General features: G+C 64.8%; 23 protein-coding genes. 18 read left to right on the top strand and 5 right to left on the bottom strand.

The features are described from left to right. Nucleotides 1–68: 68 nt before the first annotated feature. The 3 genes from rpoD to ACQS5P_RS00105 all read left to right on the top strand — a co-directional run bounded on the left by rpoD (nucleotide 69) and on the right by ACQS5P_RS00105 (nucleotide 4987). Nucleotides 69–1874: an RNA polymerase sigma factor RpoD gene (rpoD, locus tag ACQS5P_RS00115; protein WP_428941057.1), complete on the top strand. Its 1806-nt coding sequence runs from the start codon at nucleotides 69–71 to the stop codon at nucleotides 1872–1874. 183 nt (nucleotides 1875–2057) lie between these two features. Continuing rightward, a complete protein-coding gene (locus ACQS5P_RS00110) occupies nucleotides 2058–3326 on the top strand; it encodes a hypothetical protein (RefSeq protein ID WP_428941056.1) in 1269 nt (422 codons plus the stop codon). Between the two features lie 86 nt (nucleotides 3327–3412). Next, entirely contained in the window at nucleotides 3413–4987 is a 1575-nt protein-coding gene (locus ACQS5P_RS00105; protein ID WP_428938871.1) for a MiaB/RimO family radical SAM methylthiotransferase, read from the top strand. Nucleotides 4988–5026: 39 nt separating this feature from the next. On the opposite strand, the gene ACQS5P_RS00100 is transcribed toward ACQS5P_RS00105, so the two are convergent. Further along, nucleotides 5027–5509, bottom strand: a complete 483-nt coding sequence (locus tag ACQS5P_RS00100) for a peptidylprolyl isomerase (protein WP_428938870.1) — start codon at nucleotides 5507–5509, stop codon at nucleotides 5027–5029. 375 nt (nucleotides 5510–5884) lie between these two features. Here ACQS5P_RS00100 and ACQS5P_RS00095 point away from each other — a divergent pair, with 375 nt between their 5' ends. Continuing rightward, nucleotides 5885–7438 carry a 2-isopropylmalate synthase gene (locus ACQS5P_RS00095; protein WP_428938869.1) on the top strand — a complete coding sequence of 518 codons (1554 nt, stop codon included), beginning with the start codon at nucleotides 5885–5887 and terminating at the stop codon, nucleotides 7436–7438. A gap of 53 nt (nucleotides 7439–7491) precedes the next feature. Here ACQS5P_RS00095 and hemB read toward each other — a convergent pair whose 3' ends face one another. From hemB to ACQS5P_RS00075, 4 genes are all read right to left on the bottom strand, one after another. Further along, a complete protein-coding gene (gene hemB / locus ACQS5P_RS00090) occupies nucleotides 7492–8511 on the bottom strand; it encodes a porphobilinogen synthase (RefSeq protein WP_428938868.1) in 1020 nt (339 codons plus the stop codon). 81 nt (nucleotides 8512–8592) lie between these two features. Beyond that, nucleotides 8593–10179, bottom strand: a complete 1587-nt coding sequence (locus tag ACQS5P_RS00085; RefSeq protein WP_428938867.1) for a hypothetical protein — start codon at nucleotides 10177–10179, stop codon at nucleotides 8593–8595. After that, nucleotides 10176–10892 carry a class I SAM-dependent methyltransferase gene (locus ACQS5P_RS00080; RefSeq protein ID WP_428938866.1) on the bottom strand — a complete coding sequence of 239 codons (717 nt, stop codon included), beginning with the start codon at nucleotides 10890–10892 and terminating at the stop codon, nucleotides 10176–10178. Before ACQS5P_RS00080 ends, ACQS5P_RS00085 begins: the two co-directional genes overlap by 4 nt. 42 nt (nucleotides 10893–10934) lie before the next feature. After that, nucleotides 10935–11753, bottom strand: a complete 819-nt coding sequence (locus tag ACQS5P_RS00075) for a glycosyltransferase family 2 protein (protein WP_428938865.1) — start codon at nucleotides 11751–11753, stop codon at nucleotides 10935–10937. A gap of 560 nt (nucleotides 11754–12313) precedes the next feature. On the opposite strand from ACQS5P_RS00075, the gene ACQS5P_RS00070 reads away from it, so the two are divergent. From ACQS5P_RS00070 to ACQS5P_RS00005, 14 genes are all read left to right on the top strand, one after another. Further along, nucleotides 12314–12988 (top strand): hypothetical protein, encoded by a 675-nt coding sequence (locus ACQS5P_RS00070; protein ID WP_428938864.1) that lies wholly within the window; start codon nucleotides 12314–12316, stop codon nucleotides 12986–12988. A gap of 116 nt (nucleotides 12989–13104) precedes the next feature. After that, nucleotides 13105–13308 (top strand): hypothetical protein, encoded by a 204-nt coding sequence (locus ACQS5P_RS00065; protein ID WP_428938863.1) that lies wholly within the window; start codon nucleotides 13105–13107, stop codon nucleotides 13306–13308. Then, nucleotides 13298–13600 carry a helix-turn-helix domain-containing protein gene (locus tag ACQS5P_RS00060; protein WP_428938862.1) on the top strand — a complete coding sequence of 101 codons (303 nt, stop codon included), beginning with the start codon at nucleotides 13298–13300 and terminating at the stop codon, nucleotides 13598–13600. The genes ACQS5P_RS00065 and ACQS5P_RS00060 overlap by 11 nt, the downstream gene beginning before the upstream one ends. A 182-nt stretch (nucleotides 13601–13782) precedes the next feature. Then, on the top strand, nucleotides 13783–16380 hold the full coding sequence (locus tag ACQS5P_RS00055) for a hypothetical protein (RefSeq protein WP_428938861.1): 2598 nt from the start codon (nucleotides 13783–13785) through the stop codon (nucleotides 16378–16380). Then, nucleotides 16377–16703, top strand: coding sequence for a hypothetical protein (locus ACQS5P_RS00050; RefSeq protein ID WP_428938860.1), 327 nt, complete (start codon nucleotides 16377–16379; stop codon nucleotides 16701–16703). Before ACQS5P_RS00055 ends, ACQS5P_RS00050 begins: the two co-directional genes overlap by 4 nt. Then, a complete protein-coding gene (locus tag ACQS5P_RS00045; RefSeq protein ID WP_428938859.1) occupies nucleotides 16700–17185 on the top strand; it encodes a hypothetical protein in 486 nt (161 codons plus the stop codon). Before ACQS5P_RS00050 ends, ACQS5P_RS00045 begins: the two co-directional genes overlap by 4 nt. A gap of 158 nt (nucleotides 17186–17343) precedes the next feature. Beyond that, the gene (locus ACQS5P_RS00040; protein ID WP_428938858.1) at nucleotides 17344–17919 is read left to right on the top strand and encodes a hypothetical protein; all 576 of its coding nucleotides are present in this window, start codon (nucleotides 17344–17346) and stop codon (nucleotides 17917–17919) included. A 330-nt stretch (nucleotides 17920–18249) separates the two neighbouring features. Then, on the top strand, nucleotides 18250–18483 hold the full coding sequence (locus tag ACQS5P_RS00035) for a hypothetical protein (protein WP_428938857.1): 234 nt from the start codon (nucleotides 18250–18252) through the stop codon (nucleotides 18481–18483). Then, on the top strand, nucleotides 18480–19190 hold the full coding sequence (locus tag ACQS5P_RS00030) for a hypothetical protein (RefSeq protein WP_428938856.1): 711 nt from the start codon (nucleotides 18480–18482) through the stop codon (nucleotides 19188–19190). Before ACQS5P_RS00035 ends, ACQS5P_RS00030 begins: the two co-directional genes overlap by 4 nt. Nucleotide 19191: 1 nt before the next feature. Continuing rightward, nucleotides 19192–19569 carry a hypothetical protein gene (locus ACQS5P_RS00025; protein WP_428938855.1) on the top strand — a complete coding sequence of 126 codons (378 nt, stop codon included), beginning with the start codon at nucleotides 19192–19194 and terminating at the stop codon, nucleotides 19567–19569. Nucleotides 19570–19599: 30 nt separating this feature from the next. Continuing rightward, complete coding sequence (locus ACQS5P_RS00020) at nucleotides 19600–20184, top strand: HK97 family phage prohead protease (protein ID WP_428938854.1); 585 nt, start codon at nucleotides 19600–19602, stop codon at nucleotides 20182–20184. Then, entirely contained in the window at nucleotides 20181–20435 is a 255-nt protein-coding gene (locus ACQS5P_RS00015; protein WP_428938853.1) for a hypothetical protein, read from the top strand. The genes ACQS5P_RS00020 and ACQS5P_RS00015 overlap by 4 nt, the downstream gene beginning before the upstream one ends. 193 nt (nucleotides 20436–20628) lie before the next feature. Next, nucleotides 20629–21255 (top strand): hypothetical protein, encoded by a 627-nt coding sequence (locus ACQS5P_RS00010; protein WP_428938852.1) that lies wholly within the window; start codon nucleotides 20629–20631, stop codon nucleotides 21253–21255. A gap of 22 nt (nucleotides 21256–21277) precedes the next feature. Next, nucleotides 21278–21667 (top strand): phage terminase small subunit P27 family, encoded by a 390-nt coding sequence (locus ACQS5P_RS00005; RefSeq protein ID WP_428938851.1) that lies wholly within the window; start codon nucleotides 21278–21280, stop codon nucleotides 21665–21667. Nucleotides 21668–21864 lie beyond the last annotated feature (197 nt).

The raw sequence follows: 21864 nt of genomic DNA, 5'->3' as shown, positions 1-21864 counted from the left end.
ACGCTCTGGCATCGCCTGCGGGCCGCGTGCGATACGCCAGGAACGTGCGAGGATTGGTCTGCATGAGCATGAAGGAACAGACAGCCACCGTCGAAACTCCCCTGATCGGTTCGGGTTCTCAGGAAGAGGTTGACAATCGAGTCAACGCTCTGCTGAACCTTGGCACCAGTCGAGGTTATCTCACCTACGAAGAGCTTAACGAACGGCTGCCCGACGAGGTGGTCTCACCGGACAAGCTCGACTCGCTGCTGATGATGATCGATGAGATGGGCATCAAGCTCATCGACGAGGCGGATGTCGGGGAATTTCAGACCAAGGGTCGTGGCGGCAAGGCGCAGCCATCGCAGCAGCCGCAGCAAAAGCAGCAGATCGAGTTGGGCAAGTCGCCCGGCAGCGCCGCTCGTGGCGCGGCGCCTGCCCCCGCCGACGCGGAAGAAGACGAAGAGATCGACCTGAATCTGGAAAAGGAGCTGGCCGAGGCGTCCACCAAACGCATCGACGACCCGGTGAGGATGTATCTCACGCAGATGGGCGAGATTCCGCTGCTGACCCGCGAGCAGGAGATCGCCCTGGCCAAGAAGATCGAGATCACCCGCAAGATCTTCCGTTCCAAGGTGCTGGAGAGCGATTACTGTCTTCAGGCGGCAGTGGAGATCCTTCAGCAGGTGGACGAGGGCGATCTGCCGTTCGATCGGACGATGAAGATCAGCACGGCGGAGGACCAGGCGGACAAGGCGACGATCGGGCAGCGGATTCCGATGAACCTGAACTCGGTGCGGCAGATGCTGGCACGCAACCGCGCCGACTGGGAAGCACTCAGGAAAAGTCCTTCCAAAAAGGAACAGGAACAGTTGCGGATGGCGCTTCGCCGCCGCAGGCGTCGTGCCGTCAAGCTCCTGGAGGAGCTTTCCCTTCGCACCAGCAAAGTCACTCCCCTGATGAAAAAACTCAGCTCGATCAGCACTAAGATGATCGAGCTGGAACAGCGAATCGAAGAACTGAAAAAACTGCGCGATCCCGGGGAAGATCTGGAAGTCTGCCAACAGGAACTGGCCGGGCTGGAAGATCTGGTGCTGGAAGATGCGCAGTCGCTGCACAAGCGCGTGGTGGCGATCCGCAAGATCTACAACAAGTACGAGGACGCCAAGCGCAAGCTCAGCGGCGGCAACCTGAGGCTGGTGGTCTCGATTGCCAAGAAGTACCGCAACCGCGGGTTGAGCTTCCTGGACATCATTCAGGAAGGCAACACGGGGCTGATGCGTGCGGTGGACAAGTATGAATACCGCCGCGGGTACAAGTTCAGCACCTACGCCACGTGGTGGATTCGCCAGGCCATCACCCGCGCCATCGCCGATCATGCCCGCACGATCCGCATTCCGGTGCACATGATCGAGACGATGAGCAAACTGCGGAACATCAGCAAGATGCTCATGCAGGAGCTTGGCCGCGAGCCCACCATCGAGGAGATCGCCAAGAAGGCGAAGATGACCGTCAGCGAGACCCGGCGGGTTCTGAAGATCAGCCGGCATCCGATCTCGCTGGACCGTCCGGTGGGTGAATCCGAAGACAGCTACTTCGGTGATTTCATCGAGGACGAAAGGGCCGAAAATCCGGTCGATTGCGCGACGCAGGAGATGCTCAAGGACAAGATCGAGCAGGTGCTCAAGACCCTGACCTACCGTGAGCGCGAGATCATCAAGCTGCGATACGGAATAGGCGACGGATACACCTACACACTTGAAGAGGTGGGCAGGATCTTCAAGGTTACGCGGGAGCGCGTCCGCCAGGTCGAAGCCAAGGCCATCCGCAAGCTCCAGCATCCGGTGCGAGCGCGGAAGCTGGAAGGGTTCCTGCCTGGAGGGGTCTCCAGGTAGATCGCCGGGCCTTGCGGAGGACCGCTGGGAAAGGACCCCAATCCGACACATCGCCGACACGCCGACACCTCGGGCGGCGGCGTAGTGTGTGACGTCAGGGAGATGCCGGGCTTTCGTCGCCGTGTTTGCGCGTATAATCCGGCCCCTATGACAGTAGCACGCGCGCTCCTGCACATTGGGTTGGTGGTCTTGCTCAACACAACAGCGGCAAGCCTCGCGCAGCAGGTCATCGCGGCCGATCCCGGGCCGCGCTGGTGGAAGGGCAATCTGCACACTCACACATTCTGGAGCGACGGGGATGACTTCCCCGAGATGGTCGCCGAGTGGTACCGCGACAGAGGCTATCACTTCCTGGCGCTGTCAGACCACAACATCCTCAGCCAGGGACAGCGATGGGCGAAAGTCGCCTACGTCGAGCAGCGAGGCGGAAAGGTCGCGCTGGAGAAGTACCTGGCGCGCTTCGGGCCAGACTGGGTGGAGTTCCGCACCGGCGACGACGGGGCACGGGAGGTTCGTCTCAAGCCGCTCAGTGAGTTCCGATCGCTCGTTGAAGAGCGCGGGCGGTTCATCATGATCCAGTCCGAGGAGATCAGCGACGCCTTCGAAGGCGCGCCGATCCACATCAACGCCACCAACCTGCTGGAGCTGATCGAACCCCAGAAGGGCACGAGCATCGTGAACACGATCGAGAACAACTTCCGCGCCATCCAGGAGCAATCCAACCGCACCGGGCAGCAGATCCTGCCGCACCTGAACCATCCGAATTTCCAGTGGGCCATCACGGCTGAGCAGATCGCCGAAGCCGTGTCGGATCAGTTCTTCGAAGTCTTCAACGGGCATCCGATGGTGAACCAGCTTGGCGACGAGCAGCATCTGCCCGTCGAGCGGATGTGGGACATCGCCAACACACTGCGCATGAAGCGGTTCAACGCGCCGCCGCTGTATGGTCTGGCTACGGACGATAGCCATCACCACCACCAGGGCGGCATGGATCGCAGCTCTCCGGGGCGGGGATGGGTCATGGTTCGCTGCCGACACCTGACGCCCGAGTCGCTGATTCGCGCGCTCAAGGCTGGAGACTTCTACGCTTCGACCGGCGTAACGCTTCGTGAGGTGCGGTTTGATTCGACGACGGGAGAACTGAGCATCCAGATCGAGCCGGATGGCGAGGCGACGTTCACGACGCAGTTTGTCGGCACGCCGAAGGACGCCGACATTGCCGCCTCGCCCGGCCCTGCCACGCAACGCACCACGCAGGTCTATTCCAACCAGATCGGCAAAACATTTGCGACGGTGCAGGGTCTGCGCGCGGTTTACCGGCTCAACGGGCAGGAGCTTTATGTTCGCGCGATCATCACTTCCAGCAGGCCGCACCCGGTTCCGGTCTGGCAGGGGCAGCTACAGCAGGCTTGGACCCAGCCGGTGGTCTGGCAATCGCCGCCGGGGCAGTGAATCCATGGCCCAACAGCCTGATCGCGACCATCTTGCCGGAGCCGACTCGCCGCCGCACGCGCGAATCGCATATGATCAATGGCCATATGAAGCGGAAGCTGTACCTGGAGACCTTCGGCTGCCAGATGAACGTGCTGGACAGCGAGCTGGTGCTTGGCCAGCTTCGCGCGCACGGCTACGAGCAGGTGTTCGACCGGGACGAAGCGGATGTGATCCTTTACAACACCTGTTCCGTGCGCCAGCACGCCGAGCAGAAGGTCTGGTCGCGCCTGGGGGAGCTGCGCGAGCGCAAGAAAGCGCAGCCGCATCTGGTCATCGGCGTGATCGGATGCATGGCCGAGCGCGAGGGAACCGCGCTGTTCGCTCGCTATCCGCACGTGGATGTGCTGTGCGGCCCGGCGGAACTCGACAAGCTTCCGACCCTTGTGCACAACGCATGCATCACCAACGCCTCACAGAAGACCCAGGCCGCAGAGCCGATTCAAAGCCCCACTGATGCCGCCACGGATACGGATTCTTCCGCGCCCGGGCGTGCGTCCAAACGCCAGGTTGCCCTGATGGGCTCGAACGTCCGGCGATCCAGCACGCTGGCGGCGGCGGAGGACCGGCTGGAGCTGCTGGATCTGTCACGAAGCATCTCCCCGGGAGACGAGGTCAGCCAGGCCTATGTGCGAATCACCCGCGGGTGCAACAAGTTCTGCACGTACTGCGTCGTGCCATACACCCGTGGCCCGGAGGTGCACCGTCCTCCCCAGAACATCATCCAGGAAGTGAAGATGCTGGTCGATGCAGGGGCGAAGGAAGTCACGCTTCTGGGCCAGACAGTCAACCACTATCACTATCGCTTTGGCGATGGACGCCAGGTCAGCTTCGCCGATCTGCTGTACCAGGTTCACGAAGCGGTGCCGGAGCTGCCGCGGCTGCGGTTCGTTACGAGCTTCCCGCGCGATTTCACGGACGAGGCGCTTCAGGCCATGCGCGACTGCCCGCGGATCTGCCGGTACCTGCACGCGCCCAGCCAGAGCGGCAGCGACCGGATTCTGAAGCTGATGAATCGCGGTTACACGGCGCAGCAGTACTATGAGTTTGTCGCTCGGGCACGAGAGATGATGCCCGATGTCAGCATCGCCAGCGACTTCATTGTCGGCTTCCCCACCGAGACCGAGCAGGACTTTGCCGCCAGCGTCGAGATGATCCGCCGATGCCGGTTCAAAAACAGCTTCATTTTCAAGTACTCTCCGCGGCCGGGGACGGTCGCGATCGACCGGTTCGAGGATGATGTTCCCGAGGAGGTCAAGCGGCGGCGGAACAACGAGCTGCTGGCGGTGCAGGCGCAGGTCAGTGCCGAGAACAACCGGCAGATGATTGGCCGGACCGTCGAAGTCATCGTGGAGGGGGAAAGCAAGCTGGTGAGCCGGCAGTCGCGTGCGGAAGGATCCGGGGTCGTGGAGCTTGGCTGGGAAACGCGCGCCGCCCGACCGGAAAGCGACCAGCCCCGCAATGGAACAACTCAACTGGTCGGTCGCACCCGCGGCGATCAGATCGTCTGCTTTGATGGACCAGCCTCGCTCAAGGGGCAGATCCTAGATGTCCAGATCACCGACGCTCGAAACCTTACGCTTTTCGGCAGACTTGTGCCAGCGCCGGCCGCTGTGGCGTAGGCAGAGCACCGTGGCGATCGCACGTGCGCGCCAAGACGATCAACTCTCCTGGATCATTACGCTCTTGATCACGTCGCCCTGCTGGATCGAATCGACGACATCCTGGCCCTGTTTGACCCGGCCGAAGACGGTGTGCTTGCCGTCGAGCCAATCGGTGACGACGTGAGTGATGAAGAACTGGCTGCCGTTGGTGTTGGGGCCGGCGTTGGCCATGCTCAGTGAGCCGCGTTGATGCCTGGGCTTGTCGGGCCCGACTTCGTCTTCGAAACGGTACCCCGGTCCGCCGCGGCCGGTGCCGGTCGGATCCCCGCCCTGGATCATGAAGTCGGCGATGACCCGATGAAACGTGGTTCCGTCGTAGAACTTTTCTCTGGCGAGGAACACGAAGTTGTTCACGGTTTTGGGGGCGGCCTTGGCAAACAACTCGCACACGATCCTGCCGCGGGCGGTGTCGATGATGGCCGTGTACTGGCGGTTCAGGTCGATCGTCATCGGCGGCGGAGCAACGTATTGTCTGGACATTCCGGGATCCTCGCGAAGGGGTGGTCGATTATCTGCAAAACGCAGCAGAGTGGCGTTTTACGGGAGATTGTCAAGGGAAAAAGATTGGCCGGGTATTGACATCGCAGCAATCTGCCGATTATGGTAACGCAGACTTATGCAGCGCGACCTGCGGACAGGGATTCGACTTTCGCTGTTGCTGGCCCTTGCGGGCCGGGGGAGATCCTTCGTGCGGTCGTAGGCAACGCGCTGTGAACAGATGATGCAAGACGGGCCCTACGATCGACGATCGTAGGGCTTTTTCTTTTCGGGCAATGCATGAACCGCCGACGCGGCGGCGGATCGTCAGGCTGCCGGCATGGCGGCGATCAGGACCGAACCACAGGAGACGCTCACATGGACATGGTGCGAATCTTCGACACGACATTGCGCGACGGCGAGCAATCACCCGGCGCTACGCTCACCCTCCCGGAAAAGGTCGAGATCGCACGACACCTCGAGGCCATGGGCGTGGACATCATCGAGGCCGGCTTCCCCATCGCCTCGGAAGGAGACTTTGAGTCGGTCCGGGCAATCGCGTCGCAGGTGACGCGCAGCGTCGTGTGCGGGCTGGCGCGTTGCACGCCCAAGGACATCGAGCGCGCCGGGCAGGCGGTTAAGCCGGCCGCCAAACCACGCATTCACGTCTTTCTGGCCACCTCCAAAATCCACCGCGAGCACAAGCTGCGAAAGGGGAAAGAGGACATCATCCGACTGGCGGTGGAGTCGATCAAACAGGCCCTGGAGTACACCAGCGATGTGGAGTTCTCCCCGGAAGATGCCAGCCGCACCGAACTGGAGTTCCTCGAAGAGATCGTCCATGCCGCCATCGAGGCCGGCGCCACCACCATCAACATGCCCGACACGGTTGGCTATGCGACCCCGGCCGGCTACGGCTTCATCTTCGCCCATATCCTGGAAAAGATCCCGGCGGTGCGGCAGCGCGGCATCATCCTCTCGGCGCATTGCCACGATGATCTGGGGCTGGCGGTGGCCAACTCACTGGCGGCGATCGAAAACGGCGCGCGCCAGGTTGAATGCACCATCAACGGCATCGGCGAACGCGCCGGAAACGCCGCCCTGGAAGAGATCGTCATGGCCCTGAAAGTCCGAAACGACTACTACAAGGTCGGCACACGCATCGACACCACCAAGATTTACCCCGCCAGCCGCATGGTCAGCACGCTCACCGGGCTGGTGGTGCAGCGCAACAAGGCGATCGTGGGGCAGAACGCCTTTGCACACGAATCCGGAATCCATCAGGATGGAATCCTGAAATACCGCGAGACCTACGAGATCATGGACCCCAAGACAATCGGGCTGCCGACCAATTCGCTGGTGCTGGGCAAGCACAGCGGGCGCCATGCCTTCCGCGAACGCGTCCATTCCCTTGGATATACCAACCTGACCGACGAGCAACTGGAGGCGGCGTTCGTGAAGTTCAAGGCGCTGGCGGACAAGAAAAAGGAGGTCTTCGACGAGGACATCGAAGCCCTGATCGACGATCAGCTCGAACTGTCGCGCGGGTTGTGGGAACTGGTCGGGCTACAGGTCATGACCGGCTCCAACAGCACGCCCACCGCCACCGTCACGCTCAAGGACAGCAATGGCGAAATCATCCAGGACGCAAGCATCGGAGATGGCCCCGTGGACGCGATCTACTCGGCGATTCAGCGCCTGACGGGGGTTCGTGTTTCGCTCAGCGACTACCGGATCCGCGCCGTGACCAAGGGCAAGGAAGCACTGGGCGAGGTGCAGATCGAGATCGATCACAGCGGGCGAAAGGTGCGCGGTCGCGGCCTGAGCACGGACATCCTGGAAGCCAGTGCACAGGCCTATCTGGCCGCGATCAACCGCTTGAGGAACATGACCAATCGCCAGAAGCAGGTGACGCAGCATACCGGCGTGTAGAAGTCGGCTGCGGCCAAACCGCAGGCGGTGGGGCTGAAGTCGCCCGGCGGGCATCACCCGGCGGGAAGCAGCCGGACGAGCTGTTCGGCGTAGTAGCTGATGATCAGGTCGGCGCCGGCCCGCCTGATGCTTGTGAGGGATTCCAGAATCGCCCGATCGCGGTCGAGCCAGCCGTTGCGGATGGCCGCTTCGAGCATCGAGTATTCGCCGCTCACCTGATACGCCACCACAGGCACGTTCACCAGTTGCCGCACGCGCGTGATGATGTCCAGGTACGGCCCGGCGGGCTTGACCATCACCATGTCGGCGCCCTGCTCGATGTCGAGCCTGGCCTCCAGCAAGGCTTCCTCGACGCCTCGCGCCGGGTCCATCTGATAGGATCGGCGATCCCCGAACGCCGGCGCGGAGTCCGCCGCCTCGCGGAACGGACCATAAAACGCGCTGGCATACTTGACCGAGTACGACAGGATGGACACATCGATAAAGCCGGCGTCGTCGAGCCCCCGGCGAAGCGCCGCGACCATCCCGTCCATCATCCCGCTGGGCGCGATCACGTCGGCCCCGGCGCGCGCGTGGTTGATCGCCTGCCTCACGAGATTCGCCACCGTCGCATCGTTGCTTACAGTGGTGCGGTCGTCGGTGAGCGGGCCGCAGTGACCATGGTCGGTGTACTCGCAGAAGCACAGATCAGTAATGCCGACCATCGGGATTTTTCGCCGGCGGATCTCACGCAGGAACCGGCACACGACGTTGTCGGGATCCATCGCCGCAGTCCCGATCGCGTCTTTGCGGGCGCGGTCGATCACGCCAAACGCCAGATAGGCGCAGAATCCCTCGTCGGCGCGACGGGCCAGCCAGTCGGCGGCGACATCGATCGACATCTGGAACACGCCGGGCATCGAAGACACTTCCCGGCGAACGCCGCTTCCCTCGGCGACAAACAGTGGCACGATGATGTCGCTGCGGCGAAGCGCCACGCGCTGGAGCATCCGCCGCAGAAGCGGATTCAGCCGCAGCCGCCGGGGACGAACGGCAAGATCAAGACGCTGTGATGATTGGGTCTGGTCGGACACAAGTGCGGATTATACGCGCAACGCTGAAGTCACAGAACGGCTATCGCCGCGCAACTCCGCAGAGCCTGAGATATCAGCAAGTCAGCCACTCTCTGACGACGAGCCAGCGGGGAGCGAAACTGCGGCAGCGGCAGGGAGCCCGACCGAAGGCCCCGTGCCGGACAACCCGATCGATACGCAGGCGGCGGCGATCACCAGATAGTAGTAGTTGGCAAACGCCTGCTTGCCAAACGCGAAGAAGGTGAAATAACAGACGGCGAATGCACAGGCGAAGCCTGCCGGAGTGCGGGGGCATCGCCACAACGACAGCCCCACACTGACTGCCATCGCAACGAACCCGATCCAGCCCGGCCCGACCCAGTTGATGCCGGCGCCGCGCCCGTACCAGGCCAGAAAACTGAGCGAGTCAGGCCGATACGGTTGTCGCACCTGAAGGCTCAAGACGCTGGAGGCAAATGCGTCCAGGTCGCGCAGCGCCAACGGAAGCGTAACAACCGCCGCGGCAATCGTCGCCTTCAACAGCACGATGCCGAACAGCAGAAGATCAGACCACAATGAGGTGCCACGGCCCGGCAAGGCGAGGTGTTGCATCGGCCAGGCCATCGCGGCGCGACGCCGGGAATCGTGACTGCCCGGCACCAGCAGCCACGCCAACGCCGCCGCCGCCGGCACGTACTGCTTGGACGCCAGCAGCAGCCCCAGGACAAACGGCATGATGGCTGGCCAGCGAACCCACGAAATCACCGTCGCCGTCAGAAGCAGCGCGGTCAGCGGCTCGATCCAGCTCTGTTCGATGATGAAAAAGGAGCGTGGCATGGTCAGCAGCAGACACGCGCCCACAAAAGGGGCAGACCGGAACATGCGGGGGCGGGCGATGCAGGCGCCACCAGGGCTGGTGCCGCCGGCGCCGCAGGCGATCAGCGCCGCTGCAAGTGCGATGGCCGCCAGATGCGCGTAGCGCACGTCTGCGAACATCGAGTGCGCCGGCATGACCATCAGCAAGGGCAGCGGCGGGTAGGGATATCCGAAGTGAACGACGCCACCTGCGGCAAGACCGGGACCATAAAACTCCGGGTTGCGCGCGTAGATGTCGGGGAAGGTGATGGTGTAGGGATTCTGACCGCGCGACAGTGCCGCAGCGCTATGATGCTGGAAAACATACACATCGATTCGCGGAGATGGGGAGTTGCGGATCACCCATACCCCCAACAGCACAAAAGCGATCAGCATGAACAGCAAAGCGGCGTGGCGGAGCCATCCCTCGCCCGCCAGCGCGACTCCGCTAAGCATCGCCAGCACCGCGCAGCCCATGAGATAGGGCGTGTAATCGCCAGCTTCTTCGATTCGCAGGAACACGCCGGGCGCATCCTCCAGAAGCTGTGCACAGCTCCCCAGAACCACCAACGCCGCCGAGGCGGTAAAAACGTTGTCGGCAACGTTCGCCGTGCACGTTCGAGGGATGGGGACGAACGCAGCGATCAACATGACACCAAACGCCGCCGCCAGCCACCACGCGGGAGTCGTCGCACGTTCCGGGAAAAGGACTCCATTGCTGATCTGAATCGCCCGTCCAAGCAGACCCACGACGAGAATCAGTAAGGTGGCGCGGAGCCTGGGCTCGACACTGTGATCCGGATCCTGAGCATGTGAATCATGACGCTGGATCATGGCTTGTGCAGTCGGGTCGGCGAGCTGGCTGGGTCGGCGCGCGCCACGAAAATCCATTGAAACGCGAACAGCCTGGGCAGAAGCGCAACCAGCGGCCGCTGCAACGACGAGAGCGTCTGGAGGATTCTCCGCCGACGCGCACTGTCGCCGGCGAGCTGCGTCAGCGGCACTGGCGTGGCCAGCACGCGCTCGGCTCGCAGCCCGGCCTGCTGAAGCATCTGGATCGCCGTGCGGCGCGTGAAAAAGTGAAGGTGCGTGCGATCAAGGATCCCACGCTGCATCCTGGGAAACAGCCCGAACAGCAGCATCATCCGAACCGACAGGTGCGCCACGTTGGGCAGAGAGATCACGAACGTGGCATCGGGCGTGGCGAGCTCGCGGAGCCTGCGCAGTACCAGCACCGGATCGACCGTGTGCTCCAGCACGTCGCCGCAGATGATCGTCGCGTAGTGCTGCCGTGGCAGCGATTCACAGACCGCTTCGATCGTGCCGGTGTAGACCGCGCGGTAGAAGGCTCGCGCCTCTTCGGCCCAGGTCGGATTCGGCTCGACCGCGTCCATCGTCAGACCCGCATCCCGCAGCAGCCGACCGAAAATGCCCTGGGCCGAGCCGACATCGAGCACCGGTCCGCGATCGAGTTGACGGACGATTCGTGCGATCTGCCCGTGACTGCTGAACGGATCGTCCTTGAGGCTGTAATGATGATCGGGCATCGTGAGCTGGTGGGTCGGAGTCCGCAGCAAGTCAGCGGCATGTCAAGGTTCGGGCCTGAGGCCCGGAGGTTCAGAACGGCTTGCCAAAGGCCGGGCTGCTTCGACATCGTGTTTGGGCATGTGCCTCCAGCGGCGCCCGGCCGCGTATTTCAGCGCTTCCCACACACAGTGCATGGCATAGGGGATTCCATTCACGCGGCAGATCTCGTCGCCGTAGTACGTTGGGATCGGCACTTCGACGATGCGGTAGCCGCGTTTGAGGAACTCCAGGATGATCTGCGTATCGAAATGCCAGTTGTTCGTCATCGAATCCAGCGGGATGTTCCGCAGTGCGTGCACCGAGTACGCGCGGTAGCCGGAGTGAAACTCGCTGAGCCGCGTGCCGGCCAGACGATTCTCGATCCACGTCAGGATCTTGTTTCCCACGTACTTGTACAGGGGCATGTTTCCCTTGCGCGCCGCGCCCGGGATCATCATCCGCGAACCCATGACCATCTCGGCCTGCCCGGTCTCCAGCGGTGTGAGCAGATCCTGCATGACCTCCGGGGCGTACTGCCCGTCGCCATGCAGCAGCACCACAATGTCCAGCCCCCGGCTCATGGCGTACTGATATCCGCGGCGCTGGTTCCCGCCGTACATCAGGTTCACTTCATTCCGGTAGATCGAGAGCTTTCCATCGTGGAAGGCCTCCTGCTGAAGCTGCCTTCCGACGTCGGTGGTGCGGTCGGAGCTTGCGTCGTCGAAGACGAAGATCTCCTCGATCTTGTTCATGATCGGTGCGGGGATTCGCTTCAGCACGCTGCGCAGAGTCGATTCCGCGTTGTACGCGACGACCAGGATGCCGATTCGTGGGCTGCTCACGAGGATGCAGTTTATACGAATCGGCAGCCGTTTTCACGGCTGAGCCGGACCATGCTCAGGGACGTACCGATCGTGGCAACGACCCCGCCACGGGCGCTATGAACGCCACCGGGATGAAGCGGCTGAAGAAGCCGGGCGACAAGAAAGCGACGGGAAAGCGGCGCGGATTGCGGCGCAGCGGCCTGCCGCGCCGACCCGCACCGCCCGATGAGGCACGCCATCTCCGCCGCCGAAACGACCATCCCGCACTTTTCAAAAGGCAAAGCGTTCCCAACAGGAATCGAACTTTTCGCGCTTTTCCACAGAAAACCGCCCCGTGACAGACCAGGGCGGCGCGAAAAGCGGCGCGACCGGCGCTCAGGCCGATTTGGCGCGCGTCGTGGCCGTCTGGCCCAGCCTGTCGGCGGGGCAGCGGCGGCGGATACTGGCAATCATCGAGGGGGTAGAATAGCAGGACCGGGAGGACGGGCCGTACACCCGTCAAGCGGTTCGGGCGGCGGCGGCGCCGGGCACCTGCGGCACTGCCCCGCCCGGATCGACCCGGAGAAAGCAGGTGCAACATGCCCGATGACACGCAGCGGTTCGCTCAAGCCCTTTACGAGTTTTCCCATTCCGCCGGCTGGATGCTGTCGCTGCAGCGGAGGCTTGATAAGGCAGCGGCGAGGATGATCCCCGCCCGCGACACGGATCGGCTTGTTGCGAAACTGGCCACGGACATCGAGCAGGCATGGCGGGAGGTGCAGGCCGCGCAGGAAGCGGTGAGGGCCGCGGCGGTGGCCCCGCCGATCCCGATTGCTGGCTTGCAGCCGACCGTCTGGCTGCATGGAGTGCTGTGTGCCGTTGTGGAACTTGCGGAGCTGGTAGGCGGGCGCCTTGCGGCGGCGCGGCTGGGCTCGTCAACTGAGCAAGACGCCCGATGCGATGAGCTGCGGCGCGGGCTGGAGGCTCGCATCCGCGAGCTTCGCGAGCTGTCGTCGATGCCCGCCGCGGCCGACCGCGGCCAATCGCCGGCGGCGCGGGCCAAAGAGATGGACCCGGTGGGCCATGCCGTATTGCTCGTCAAGGATCATCCGGACTGGTCGTGCCGCAAAATAGCCAAGCACGTTGGCTGCCATCACACGACCCTGACGCGCAGTGCGCTGTTCCTCAAGGCCAGAGAGCTGGCAAAGGGACAGCCAAACGTTCCTAAGGGCTATAAGACGTCGTCCGGCAGCATCGAGGCGGTCGCCGAATAACCGCCCCCCGGTGGCGCACGCACCACTTCACGCACCAGCACCCTCATTCCAGCCCGTTTTTACCGAGGGTCACGCAATTGGCCACGCACCACCCCGCACCGCCCGGGATGGTAGGTATGAGCGCCAACACACCTCGAACGCCCGCGCTGGACGACCCGCTGCTGTGGCTGCTGGAAATGGAGATGTCCCGCCAGAAGGGGAATTTTGCCCAGGCCGAGCGCGCGAAGCGCGAGCTGGAGCGACTGGGTATTCGGGTGATCTACAGGTCGCGGTGGCCGCGCCGGCGACGCGGCAGGAAGGGGGCGCGCCATGGCCAATAGCCCCCTTCCCGTTGAACGGTTGGCGGCGGCCCTGGCGGACCTGCTGCGAGAGGCGGTCGCGCAGGTCATCCGCGAGGCGCCACCGCGGCAGGCGCTGCCGCCCCCTCAGCCCGAGCCGCTGCTGGTCGATCGCGCCGGCGCAGCGAAATTGCTCGGCCTGAGCGCGAGCACGGTTGACGCGATGCGGCGCGCCGGCGAGCTGCCGGTGATCTACGTCGGTGCGGCGCCGCGGTTTCCAGTGGCGGGGCTCCGAGAATGGGCGCAGGCGCGAACGAAAGGGGGTGCCAAGTGACCAGCCGCTGGGCAAAAGTGAGCCGTGAGCACCCCTGCCCGCGCTGCGGCAAGCCGGATCGCTGCACGATTGCGCCCGACGGACGAGCGGGGCACTGTTTCCGCCAAGGCCAAACCTGGCGCGAGCCGGCGGCGCACAACGGCAACGGGCGCGCTGCCGCGCGGCCCGCACCGAAACCCGCCGTGCCCGAGCGCGATTGGCCTGCCGAGGCTGATCGGCTGCGCGGCGCGCTCACGCCGGAACACCTGGCGGCGCTGGCCGGGGCTACTGGCGTGCCGGTGGAAGCGTGGGCGAAGCTTGCCCCTGGCTGGGCCGAGGCTGATGACCTGCGGGCAATGCACGCCGGCGGCGGGGAGGGGTGGCGAGAGAACCCGCCGGGCAGCGCGTGGGTATTCGCCGAAGTTTCCGGTGATGGGCGGACCGTCGGGCTGAGCCTGCGGGCGCGCGACGGCAGGAAAGGTTCGCCCGCGGGCGCGAAGCGCGGGCTGGTGGTTCCGGCTGATCTGCACGAGCGGCCTGACCCCGTCCTGGTGGTCGAGGGCGCGTCGGACGTTGCCGCCTGTTGCGCGCTCGGGCTGGCCGCGGTGGGCCGACCGAGCAATCGCGCGGGTGCGGCGGACCTGGCCGACCTTCTCGACGGGCGAGGGGTGCTGGTCGTGGGTGAACGCGATGGCAAACCCAGTGGTGCGTGGCCCGGGCGCGACGGAGCGAAAGCCGTTGCCCAGCAGCTTGCCGCGAAGTGGGGCGAGCCGGTGGCCTGGACCCTGCCGCCGCTGGGCATCAAGGACATCCGCGACTGGCTGCGAGCAAAGATCGCCGGCGGGCTGAACACCGCCGACCCCGACACCATGCGCGCTGCCGGTGCGGAACTGCTGGGCGAGCTGAAGCAGGCCGCGAAAACCGCCAGACCGCAGAAACGCACCCAAGCCGACGCGCTCGTTGACCTGGCGTGCCAGCGATTCAGCCTCGGTATGAGCACCGACGGCGATGCCTTCGCCGTGGCTCGCGACGGACCGAACATCGCGCTGATGTTCCGTGGCAGCGGCGGGAGTTTGCGGGCGGAGTTGGCAAGGCTCTACCGGCACGTGGTCGGCAAGGCCCCCAGCTCGTCCGCATTGGCCGACGCGCTGCTGACACTCGAAGGTATGGCCGCTGACGCCCCGCGCGAGCCGGTGGCGCTGCGGCTGGCCGAGCACGCCGGCGGCGTGGTGTTGGACCTCGCCGACGCGGACGGGCGGGCAGTGGTGATCGGCCCGGACGGCTGGGAAGTCGCGCCGAGCTCGCCGGTGCTGTTCCGCCGCACGGCCTTGACCGGTGCGTTGCCGGAGCCACAGCAAGCTGAGCCGGCGGTGCTGGGCGAGCTGCGGGCGCTGCTCAATGTCACCAACGAAAGCTGGCCGCTGGTGGTGGGCTGGCTCGTGGCGGCGCTGATGCCGGGGATCCCGCACCCGGTTCTCATGCTGGGCGGTGAGCAGGGAACGGGCAAATCGACCGCCGCGCGGCTGCTGGTCGGTTTGATTGACCCATCCGCCGCGCCTCTGCGGACTGAACCCCGCGACCTGGAGCAGTGGGCGACTGCGGCTGCCGGAAGCTGGATCGTCGCGCTCGACAACGTTTCGGGCATTTCGACCTGGCTTTCAGACGCCATTTGCCGGGCGGTCACGGGCGATGGGCTAGTGCGACGGAAGCTGTACACAGATTCCGACCTCGCCGTCCTGTCGTTTCGCCGTTGTGTGGCGATCACCTCGATTGACCCCGGCGCGCTGCGAGGCGACCTGGGGGATCGGTTGCTGCTCGTGGACCTCGAACGCATCCCGGACGACCAGCGGCGCAAGGACGCCGAGATCGCCGCGGCCTTCGAATGGATGCGACCCCGGCTGCTGGGGGCGCTGCTGAGCGCCCTGGCCCGCACCCTGGCGGCGCTGCCGGGCGTGAAGCTTGACGCCCTGCCGCGCATGGCCGACTTCGCGTGTGTGCTGGCCGCCTTGGACCAGAGTTGCTCGGAACTCACCGGCGGGCGAGCACTGGACCTGTTTGTCGGCCAGCGAGAGCGCGTCGCCGAGGAAGTTGTCGAGGGCGACCCCATCGGCCAGGCGATCGTGCGATTCATGGATTTGCGCGAAAGCTGGACCGGCACTGCCGCCGAACTGCTGGCAGCGATCACGCCCGACCGCCCGCCCCGCGGCTGGCCGGGAAGCGCCCGGGCGCTGGCGGGCAGGCTGCGGCGGGTTGTGCCGGCGCTTCGAGGCGTGGGCGTGGCGGTCAGCTTCAGCCGACAAGGGGAGAAGGGCACTCGCATTGTGCACATAGAGAAGTCGGGCGGCGAACCGTCAGTACCGTCAGTACCGTCAGGAAACCCGCCTGGTGAGCCAGAATCGGGGATTGGCACTGACGGTAGGCTGACGGTCACTGACGGTAGGCTGACGGTCACTGACGGTAGGGCCGACGACAACCGTCAGCCCAAAACCCCCGGAAAAACCGCTGCGGCTGACGGTACTGACGGTACTGACGGTCGGATACAGCCTATCTCTGCGGACCATGAAAACGCCGCCGACGAGGCCGAGATCGCCATGGCCAAGGTGCGGGAAGCTTGGGCGCAGGCCAACGCGGGGGTGCCCGACGCAGATGATGAGTTTCTCTCGCTGAGCCTGGAGGCCGCCGCCCGGCAGTATGCCGGCAAGCCGCTGGCCGAGTTTGGGGCCGCCGAGCTTCGCCGGTTCCTCGCCAACGGCTTCGGGCTGATCCCGCCGGCCAATGATCTGAAAGGGGGGGGCCGATGATCGCCCGCGACGACATGAAGCTCCACCCCGGCCCAACCCGTTCACCCCAAGCCAACCGCTTCTGCTGGGCGGCGGTCGTAGCGCCCCTGGCCCGCCGGCTGATGATCGGTAAGGCCGCCGCCCATGAACTCCTGAAAGACCGCTTCCTGGCCTCGCCGATCATCGATCCGCAGACTGGCGAGGTTGTCGGATCGCTGCCGCCCAAAAGCACGGCGAGCCTGAGCACCGCCGCCTTCGCCGAGTACGTGGGCCGGTGCAGCCGCTGGCTGCGCGACCGCTTCGGGATCGAAGTCGAATCAACCGAAACCGGAGGACTACCGTGACTGAACTGGCCGCCAACGAAACCGCCCCCGCCGACAAGCTCGCCGCTTTGGAGCGGGCGATCGACGCGCTGCCGATCGACGCGGCGCCCGACGCCTGGGCCGAGTTGCTGGAGCGGGTCGCCTTCGTCAAGGCCGCCGCCAGGCGCCTCGATGAGCGAATCAAGGCCAAACTGCTTGAGCGCGTTTCAACGGGCGGGGATCTGCTCATCGGAACGGTTCGCTACTACGCCGGCATCGAAAAGCGCGTCGAGCCGCGCGACCGCGGCGCGGTGCTGGCCGCCGTGCTGGAGCTGGCCGGCGGGGACGTTGCCGCCGCGGCGCGGGATTTCCTGGCAGCGGGTGCCTTCAAGCACGGCTCTATCCGTCAGGCGGCCGGCGAAGATCGCTTCGCCGAGCTGTTCCAGATCATCCAGCAGCCGGAGTTGAGGGAAGGCAAGCCAGCGAGAACATTGAAGGCGGTCGATACGAGGTTCAGCCGATGAGGATCCGCCTGACCTTCGCCCCCGTCGGCCCCGGCCCGCCGGCAGTCCAGCGCGTGCGGCGGCTGCTGAAGGCCGCGTTGCGGACTTATGGACTCAAATGTCTTGACGTGACTGAACTTTCAAACCCCCAAACGCCCGACAACGGGCAGGAGCAAGCAATGAACATCAAGCAGGCGTTTCCGAGCAAGTTTCTTAAGGCCGCGGACCTGGACGGCGATCGGGTGCTCACGATCAGGTCCGTCGCGATCGAGGACGTGGGCACCGACCGCACCGAGGAAAAGCCGGTCGTCAGTTTCCAGGAGATCGAGCAGCGGCTGGTGCTCAACCGCACCAACGCCGACACCATTGCCGACCTGTACGGGGCGGACACCGACGAGTGGGCCGGCCGGCAGATCATCTTGACCCCCAGCGAAACCGACTTCGCCGGCAAGCGAGTCCCCTGCATCCGCATTCGCACCCGCGCGCCCGGCGGCGCCACCGCGCCGGGCGACGGCGACATCCGCGCCGCCAAGGCGGAAGTGTGGGCGGCGTGGCGCAAGGCCAACCCGGGCGCCAGCGAGCAGGAGCTGGCCGAAAGCCTCAAGGCCGCGGCGCGAAAGTACCTGGGTCTGCCCATCGAGCTTTTCACCGCGGCGCAGCTCCGGCAGTTCGTGGCCGACGGGTTCGTCCGCAAGCCGGCGGAGCTACCCCTCGGCGACGAGCGGCACTTCAGCGAAGACGATATCCCGTTCTGATTCTCGGCCCGGTGAGGCGCAAATGACGTCTAAGCAGATGAAGCCAGAACGCCCCAAGTCGCGCCAGGTCGTGACGGCCGCAAGGCGAACCGGATTCCAGACCCGCCAGCTTCCGGCCTGTCCCCAATGCGGCGACTGGCACTGCCACGCCGCCGGCGGAACCAAGCGCCGCGCGGACGCCTTGTACCAATATGTAACATGCACGACCTGCGGCTGCCGGTACACCATCCGCTGGCTGTATCCGCCGGGCGCTGCGCCCGGCGCAGCAAACTAGTCCGAAACTCGGACTGCCCTCAGAAACACGACCCGGCCCGGAACGTAAGATCCGTCATGGGAGCGCGCGACCTGGCATCACTGGCACATCTGGTGACCGTGCACGGCGTGAGCTTTCACGAGCTGCGTCACATCGCACATCGCGCCGGCGTGGCGCCGGCGCTGCGGCTGAACGGCGTCGAGTATTTCAGCCGCGAAGCGCAGAGACGAATCCTTCAAGCCGTTGCCGAACAACGCGCGAGGCAATTTCCATCGCCGGCCGCCAGCCGGCAGAAAGGTGATCTGCCGTGAACAAATCAGCCACACAAACAGCCCTGCCGCGATTGGATGTGATGGACGACCCGCTATATCGCGAGGCACACGAAAACCTGCAGCAGTTGAACCGCGAGCTTGCCGAAGCGCAAGCCCTGATCGGCCGTCTGGGCGACCAGCCACCGCGCGAACACCCCGACGCATTCAGGGCAATGGTCAAGGGGCTGACCGAGCAGGAGCAGCAAGCCGCCGCAGCGCCGACGGCGGGGCCTGAGCTGATTTACCTGAACGAGCAGCAGCGCGCGGAGCTGGGTCAGAGGCGCCGGAAGCTGGCCAAGGCCATCGAAATGCAGCGGCGGGTTCTGGAGGAGCGACGAACCCAGCTCAGCAAGCAGTTCTGCCAGCAGATCTTCCCTGCTCATCGCGACGCCGTGCGACGAGTCATCGCCTGCCTCGTTGAACTTTCCACGGCCTGCGAGGCCGAGCGCCAGGTCCGCGAAATCCTGATCGATTCCGGCGCTGGTGTGATCGATCCGATTCGCGCAATCGGCCCCATGCCCGCATTCTGGGATCGAACCGACGATTATTCGACGATCAACCTGATCATCAAGGAGGCGCGCGAACACGGGTATCTGCCAAAGCTCACCGGCAACCAGGCCAGGGACACCAAAGCACTGGCCGAAGCCCTTCCGGCCGTCGAGGTCGCCCCGATCGACGACAACGAAAGCTGGACCGAAGTCCGCTGACATGCGAGCGAAAGCCATTCAACCCGAGCAAGCCATGAACAAGAGAACCTACGACCCGCTGCTGAAGGATTTCCGGTGGCACTCCACTGCCTGCGGCGACGAACGCGCCGACGCATGGGGCAACCCCAGCGCGTCAATGTGCGCGGAATTCGACGCCGCCTGCGAGCAACACCGCCGCCAGTGCCTTGCGGCAATGAGTGACAAAGAACGAACCAGCTACGATGCGTTCATGCTTCGGCTTCGCACCTGCACCGACGGCGAGTATCGCCGAATCGTCCGCGAAGGCGCCGTGCCGAAGCGATGGCCCTTTGCAACCGGCAGCAAGCCCAACCGCGACAGGATCGCTGTGCGCCTGCGAATGGCCGGGTCGAAGCTGTGAGGCGCGACGCGCATCGAGGAGACACCGGACATGCCGAGCGAACTCAGGTTTGGCCACGAACTGCGGGTGGCCGACGGCGCGGGTGCTGGCGACGGCCTGCCGCGCATCACCGGGTATGCCGCAGTCTTCAATTCGCTGTCGGAAGACCTGGACGGATTCCGTGAAAAGATTCTGCCCGGCGCGTTCGCGCAGATCGTGGCCGGCAACGATGAAGTGCTCGCCCTGATGCACCACAGCACACAGCTTATCCTCGGCCGGCGGAGCAAGGGAACGCTCAGCATCCGGGAAGACCGCCGCGGCCTGAGCGTGGAGATCATTCCACCGAACACGTCCGTCGGCAGAGATGCGGTGGAGAGCGTGCGGCGAGGCGACATCGACGGCATGAGCTTCCGCTTCCGCAACGCCGAAGATACCTGGACTCGGGCAGGCGGCGAAACGATCCGGACCATTCACCGCATCGGCCAGCTTCTGGAAGTTACGCTCACGCCAATCCCCGCCTACCCGACCACCTCGGCGCGGATCGGCAGCGAGAGCGGCAGACGAGACCTGGTCACGCCCAATCGTGACATGCTGGCGATCAGGCTTCGCCTGGCCGGACTGCGAGGCGCAGCATGAGGCAGCCGACAACTATTCGCGCCATCGTGCCGATCAACAGCGCCGGACTGCTGCTCCATCGTCTGGAATTCCACGCCGCCGTCCGACTCATCAGCCGATTCAAACGGGGAACGATCGAGCTGTGGACCCTGGAGGTCGAGCCGGGCCACGTACCAGCATCCTGGCACGAGCAGATCATAACGCTCGTACCCGACAGCCGGGGGCCGGGCCTGCAATTCCAGTGGCTGCAGCCGCCATCGGAGGCCCAGTGACGCCACGCAATTCCACCAGAACGGCTTGCAGGGGGAGGGTGGTCACAATCTCTGCAGCAAGCCGGCAGGGGACCGTGCCCGCAGGCGCGCACATTTTTCCGCGAAATTGACACCGGGGGTCGAAACCCGGCACCCCGGGACGCGGCAATGGGCGGACCAAGCCCCGCTGCTGGACGCCGCGACGGTGCCACTGATGCCCGGGGAAGGGCCGGACGTGCTGGTACTGGAAGCGGAGATGGACTCCGGCATCATCCCGCACGTTGACGCCGACGCAAGGCTTGAGGTTGATGGCCAGGTTCAGGAATTCCATGACGTCCGCAAAGCGAAGCTGGCGGCTGAACACCTGGGACGCATCCCGTCGGCCAGCCAGGTCTATCACCTGGTCACTTCCGGGCGGTACGCGCTGTGGAATGTGGTGGAGGGCGTGCTTGATCTGGCCGGCCCCGCTCGCATCGTCGAGCTGTACGTCGCGACGCTGGGCTTCAGCAAGGACAACATTGCCGCCATGTGCCAACTGCTGGACGAGGGCCGGATCGGGGCGCTGACGCTGGTCTGTTCGCACTATTTCAAGGGCACGTCCGGCAGCATCTACGACTACGCCGCGACGGAGCTTGCCGCCCGCGCCCAGCGGTTCGTTTCCGTCCGCAATCACGCCAAGGCACTGGCGATTGCCCTGAGTGACGGCCGCACGGTAACCGTTATCTCCAGCGCCAACCTGCGAAGCTGCAAGAACATTGAGGTCATGCTCGTCACCGGCGACCCGGCCGCATACCGCTTTCACAGCGGATGGATTGGAGGGCTGTTGCATGCGCGGACGTAAGCCGTCGCCGATCAGTTTGCGGATGCTGCAGAAGCAGAGCTCGCCGGCGTACCAGTGGCGCGAGCCATGGCCAATACCAGCGGCGCCCACCTGCCCGGCGCACCTCAAGGGCGAGGCCCGCCGCGAGTGGAAACGAATCGTGCCGGAGTTGCGGAAGCTGGGCCTGCTGACCCGCATCGATCGCGCAGCGCTGGCCGCGTACTGCCAGGCCTGGGGCCGGTGGGTGGAGGCGGAGGCCAAGCTGCAGGAAACGGGCGTCGTGATCCGCACCAAGCAGGGCAACGTGATCCACAATCCCTACCTGGGCGTCGCCAACACGGCGATGAAGCTCATCCACAAATTCCTGACCGAGTTCGGGCTGACGCCGGTGAGCCGAACTCGCGTGCATCTTGCTCCGGCGCCCTGGGCCTGAGCCGCGAGAAGAAGGCTTGCCGTCGCTGAGGATCGCAGAATGAGATCCACGGTTCAGGCAACGCACGATGGCGTTCAACCTGAGCGAGTCCTGCACCAAGGTCGCCGTGATGGCAAACTGCCATAGCCAGGCTGTGCGCCGCACTCGCCACATGCGACGGGGCGGATGGCCAGCCGCCCCGGCGAGTGACGCCGACC

Origin of the sequence: Fontivita pretiosa (genome assembly GCF_050410795.1) — a bacterium.
Classification (GTDB): domain Bacteria; phylum Planctomycetota; class Phycisphaerae; order Tepidisphaerales; family Tepidisphaeraceae; genus Fontivita; species Fontivita pretiosa.
This window is presented reverse-complemented; position numbering and strand designations above follow the sequence as displayed.

What these genes read in the sequence shown, in the direction of transcription:
- rpoD (WP_428941057.1), top strand. Translation starts at nt 69, where the DNA reads ATGAAGGAACAGACAGCCACCGTCGAAACTCCCCTGATCGGTTCGGGT.
- ACQS5P_RS00105 (WP_428938871.1), top strand. Translation starts at nt 3,413, where the DNA reads ATGAAGCGGAAGCTGTACCTGGAGACCTTCGGCTGCCAGATGAACGTG.
- ACQS5P_RS00100 (WP_428938870.1), bottom strand. Translation starts at nt 5,509, where the DNA reads ATGTCCAGACAATACGTTGCTCCGCCGCCGATGACGATCGACCTGAAC.
- ACQS5P_RS00095 (WP_428938869.1), top strand. Translation starts at nt 5,885, where the DNA reads ATGGACATGGTGCGAATCTTCGACACGACATTGCGCGACGGCGAGCAA.
- ACQS5P_RS00085 (WP_428938867.1), bottom strand. Translation starts at nt 10,179, where the DNA reads ATGATCCAGCGTCATGATTCACATGCTCAGGATCCGGATCACAGTGTC.
- ACQS5P_RS00080 (WP_428938866.1), bottom strand. Translation starts at nt 10,892, where the DNA reads ATGCCCGATCATCATTACAGCCTCAAGGACGATCCGTTCAGCAGTCAC.
- ACQS5P_RS00070 (WP_428938864.1), top strand. Translation starts at nt 12,314, where the DNA reads ATGCCCGATGACACGCAGCGGTTCGCTCAAGCCCTTTACGAGTTTTCC.
- ACQS5P_RS00065 (WP_428938863.1), top strand. Translation starts at nt 13,105, where the DNA reads ATGAGCGCCAACACACCTCGAACGCCCGCGCTGGACGACCCGCTGCTG.
- ACQS5P_RS00060 (WP_428938862.1), top strand. Translation starts at nt 13,298, where the DNA reads ATGGCCAATAGCCCCCTTCCCGTTGAACGGTTGGCGGCGGCCCTGGCG.
- ACQS5P_RS00050 (WP_428938860.1), top strand. Translation starts at nt 16,377, where the DNA reads ATGATCGCCCGCGACGACATGAAGCTCCACCCCGGCCCAACCCGTTCA.
- ACQS5P_RS00040 (WP_428938858.1), top strand. Translation starts at nt 17,344, where the DNA reads ATGAACATCAAGCAGGCGTTTCCGAGCAAGTTTCTTAAGGCCGCGGAC.
- ACQS5P_RS00035 (WP_428938857.1), top strand. Translation starts at nt 18,250, where the DNA reads ATGGGAGCGCGCGACCTGGCATCACTGGCACATCTGGTGACCGTGCAC.
- ACQS5P_RS00025 (WP_428938855.1), top strand. Translation starts at nt 19,192, where the DNA reads ATGCGAGCGAAAGCCATTCAACCCGAGCAAGCCATGAACAAGAGAACC.
- ACQS5P_RS00020 (WP_428938854.1), top strand. Translation starts at nt 19,600, where the DNA reads ATGCCGAGCGAACTCAGGTTTGGCCACGAACTGCGGGTGGCCGACGGC.
- ACQS5P_RS00015 (WP_428938853.1), top strand. Translation starts at nt 20,181, where the DNA reads ATGAGGCAGCCGACAACTATTCGCGCCATCGTGCCGATCAACAGCGCC.
- ACQS5P_RS00010 (WP_428938852.1), top strand. Translation starts at nt 20,629, where the DNA reads ATGCCCGGGGAAGGGCCGGACGTGCTGGTACTGGAAGCGGAGATGGAC.
- ACQS5P_RS00005 (WP_428938851.1), top strand. Translation starts at nt 21,278, where the DNA reads ATGCTGCAGAAGCAGAGCTCGCCGGCGTACCAGTGGCGCGAGCCATGG.